This is a genomic window from Bacillus salipaludis, assembly GCF_004358205.1.
This window is the reverse complement of the sequence record NZ_SMYO01000072.1, coordinates 1-3,635: the sequence shown is the minus strand read 5'-3', so window position 1 is coordinate 3,635 and position 3,635 is coordinate 1. Positions and strand designations below refer to the sequence as shown.

Below are 3,635 nucleotides of genomic sequence, written 5' to 3'. Positions count from 1 at the left end.
TTTACCCCTCATCGCTTACAAAAGATGCAAAATGCCTGGAATGCATCCTCTTGATAAACATTGTAACATTTGGTAAGCCGTATGCCTTAATAGGGCACGTACGGTTTGATAAGGGGGAAGCCTCGAGAGAGGTTTCCCTACTTTCTCTTGTTCCACTGACAGACAGGTTAGCAAAAAAGTATCATGATTTTTATGTAAAATAATGGTATTATAGTTCAGATAAAGTGGGTTGATTAAAGGGTATTATTGGAACAGCATAAGTAAATTGATATTGTGGAGGGTTAAAATACTACTAGTAATACTTTACATTCACGTAAATAAGAGATATTATACATACATATAAATGTATGTATGGAGGTAGCATCTTGCCAAGAAATAAATATCCAGAAATAACAGAAAAAAGAATCTTGGATACCGCAACAAAGTTGTTTTTGGAAAAGGGATGGGAAGAAACTACCATCCAGGATATCGTAGATGATTTGGGGGATTTAACCAGAGGTGCATTTTACCATCACTTTAAATCTAAAGAGGATATTATAGACGCTGTTCTCAATCAACTGGCAACTGAAAACGACCCGTTCAAAGAGGCTAAAAAAATCTCTGGATTAAACGGACTGGAAAAGTTAAGAATGGCATTTTTACTGTCATTTGAAAATATTGGACAAGTAGAAGCCGTTAAAACGATCTCCCACATCCTAAACAACCCTAAATTGATTGCGAAACAACTACAGGAATGTGTCCATTCAGGAGCTCCTGATATCCTTGCTTTTATCGAAGAAGGGGTAATAGACGGTTCTATTTCTGTTCAATATCCTAAACAGACATCAGAAACATATATGCTGCTGACTAATATTTGGTTAAGTCCAATTATATTTTCAGTAGATACAGAAGAATATCTGTTAAAAGCAAAACATCTACAAGAATTATTTAATAGTATCGGGCTCCCGGTTATTGATGATCAGATACTTGCTACCCTTGAAAAATTTCATAAAGCTATTTCTATCTAAAGTGGACTGCCAATCGGCAGTTTACTTTTACAAATATACATACATTTATATGTATGTAAACTTTAGGAGGGATTCGACTTGGAATTTGAATCTGCTGTAAAAATCTCTGGATTAGTAAAGACCTTCAATCAAAAAGAAGTCATAAAAAATTGTAACATGACCGTTTCAAAAGGAAGCGTTTATGGACTATTGGGTGTAAATGGAGCTGGAAAAACAACAATTTTTAAACTGCTATTAGGATTACTTCATCCCACTGCCGGACAAATAGAAATTTTCGGCAAGGATATTCAAATTGGTGAAAATTGTATTCTAAGGGATGTAGGAAACATGATAGAAACTCCCATTTTTTATGAACATTTATCCGCTATTGAAAATTTAGAAATTCATCTTTCCTATATGGGAATTCAAAATACAGATATTCAAAAAACATTAGGAACAGTTGGGTTACATGATATAGGTAATCAACCTGTTTCTCAATTTTCTCTAGGTATGCGTCAGCGTTTAGGGATAGCAAGAGCAATCATCCATCAGCCAAAACTTTTAATTTTGGATGAACCTATTAACGGGCTAGATCCAGTGGGAATACGGGAAATGAGGGAGCTTTTTAAAGACCTTGTAAAAAAACATGATATGACTATACTTGTTTCCAGCCATATTTTAAGTGAAATCGAACATATCGCAGATGTCATAGGGATCATCGTAGATGGGAGTATTGTTCAAGAAATAGAGTTAGCCACTATCGAAAAGGATTCTGCAGATGGATTAGAAGAATATTTTCTTAATATTGTGCATGGAGGAATGAAACAACATGCTTAACTTATTGAAACTTGAATTGAAAAAAAACAATATTCGTACATACATTATTGCAGCCTCTATCATTGGAATATGTATGTTAGGAATAATATATCTTTTCGCCTATGCTCCAAAGATTGAGCCAAAAGACCCGGACATGAAAATGTTTGCAGGATATGAAAATATCATTCCATTATTTAACACAATCTGTATGTTTGCCTTCAGCTTATTATCATCAGTAATGTTTTCAAAAATAGTAATTGAAGAATATGCAGGGAAACGCACCATTCTGCTATTCTCATACCCTATCAGCAGAAGAAAGGTTTTTCTGGCAAAGATTTCTGTGGTTTCACTGTTTGTGGCAACTGCAATGATCACCTCAAGCATAAGCATATTTATTATTTTTGGTATTAGTGAATCCATTTCCCCAGTGGTAGACGGAAACATCACTTTTGAAATGATAAGTAGGGCTGCCAAAACTACATTTTATATGTCTATTTCTGCGGTTAGTGTTGGTATTATCTCTCTGGCGATCGGCTTTATAAAAAAGTCTATACCGACCACTATTATATCCTCAGTTTTGCTTTGCTCGCTATTAAGTAACATCGTGGCAGGTTCTATATCTGCAGATAGTTCAATCATTATTTTTACAATCATTCTTGTATTTATAAGTGTGATCGTCATTAACATAATGACAAGAAAGATTAACTGCATGGAGGTATAACAAATATGGAACAAAAAATTGAAAATGCAATAGATAATACTCTTGAAAACCTCGCCCCGCTATTTTATCGGTCAAGTATCATAATAGGTATTCTTTTGGTTTTATTAGGATTTTTATTATATTTCCTTAAATCATCCAAAAAGAATTCAAGAACTGTCTGCTTAATTTGTATTGGAATTGGAATATTCTCAATAATTAGCGGTATTATGCAAATGGAATACTAACGATACCACGAACTAGAATGAAAAATAAAAGTATTATAAAAAGGTAAAAAGCAATACATATTTATAAGATATTAATGCCAATAAGCCTTTTTGAGCTATTTACAAGTTTGGTAATTCCATCCTTTTTATGTTGGGTTTGAAAAATAAAAAAAGAGTAAAGAAAAACTTGTCCTATGTATATGGAAATAGCAGGTTATTCATAAATTGGTGAAATCGAATACTTGGTGTAAGGGGTTAGTGAGACCTCGTTTAGACTCGTTACGGAGAATCATATCATAAGTAAAGGATGCTAAAACGTGCATCCTTTACTTTGTGACAATACTTGAATTGGAATAATTAATTATATTTATCTAATATCCTGACGCATTATTTCTTTATTAAGCCAATCTCAACCAATCTTTCATACAAAAAGTCACCAGCAGTAATGGCAGGATATTTTTCTAGATTATCTTCAGAAATACAAGATGGAAAAGGTCATCTAACCGTCTGATAAACGAGGGCTATTGTTTATGCATTTACTCACTTGCACTAGTGGGTGCTTTAATTACACAACAAATGGGCTGTTCGGCAGTCCTTTTTTCATTGGGAAGGAACTATCTATAAAGTGAAGGAATATATTTTTAAAAACCCTTGTCCATTCCTAATGAGGTGACTAAATCCTTATGAAGACATTTTTAACCACCCGAAAGAAAATGCCATTCCAGTAAGAGATGATAAATACGGAAACTGATTGTTAATAAGCTAACGGGTGCTTGTGCGGCCGAGCCTAGGTCGTATCATATAGCGGGTGGGATTCCCGTCGAGTAAGAACTAGCCATTCGCTCGCAGCGAGTCTTGGAGGACTAAAGGTAACTTTAGTTTTTAAGCGTAGACAGCTAGGTAGTGGGC

At 34.4% G+C, this 3,635-nt stretch carries 4 protein-coding genes; all 4 read left to right on the top strand.

Going from position 1 to position 3,635, the window contains the following annotated elements; all coding sequences use genetic code 11:
• On the top strand, positions 1–203 hold a 203-nt coding region (locus E2K98_RS31505; protein WP_208025451.1), incomplete at its 5' end, for a hypothetical protein.
• 162 nt (positions 204–365) lie between these two features.
• Entirely contained in the window at positions 366–1,007 is a 642-nt protein-coding gene (locus tag E2K98_RS30270) for a TetR/AcrR family transcriptional regulator (RefSeq protein ID WP_133340679.1), read from the top strand.
• Between the two features lie 78 nt (positions 1,008–1,085).
• A complete protein-coding gene (locus tag E2K98_RS30265; protein WP_208025450.1) occupies positions 1,086–1,823 on the top strand; it encodes an ABC transporter ATP-binding protein in 738 nt (245 codons plus the stop codon).
• Positions 1,816–2,523 (top strand): ABC transporter permease, encoded by a 708-nt coding sequence (locus E2K98_RS30260; protein ID WP_133340678.1) that lies wholly within the window; start codon positions 1,816–1,818, stop codon positions 2,521–2,523. Before E2K98_RS30265 ends, E2K98_RS30260 begins: the two co-directional genes overlap by 8 nt.
• The last annotated feature ends 1,112 nt before the right edge of the window (positions 2,524–3,635 follow it).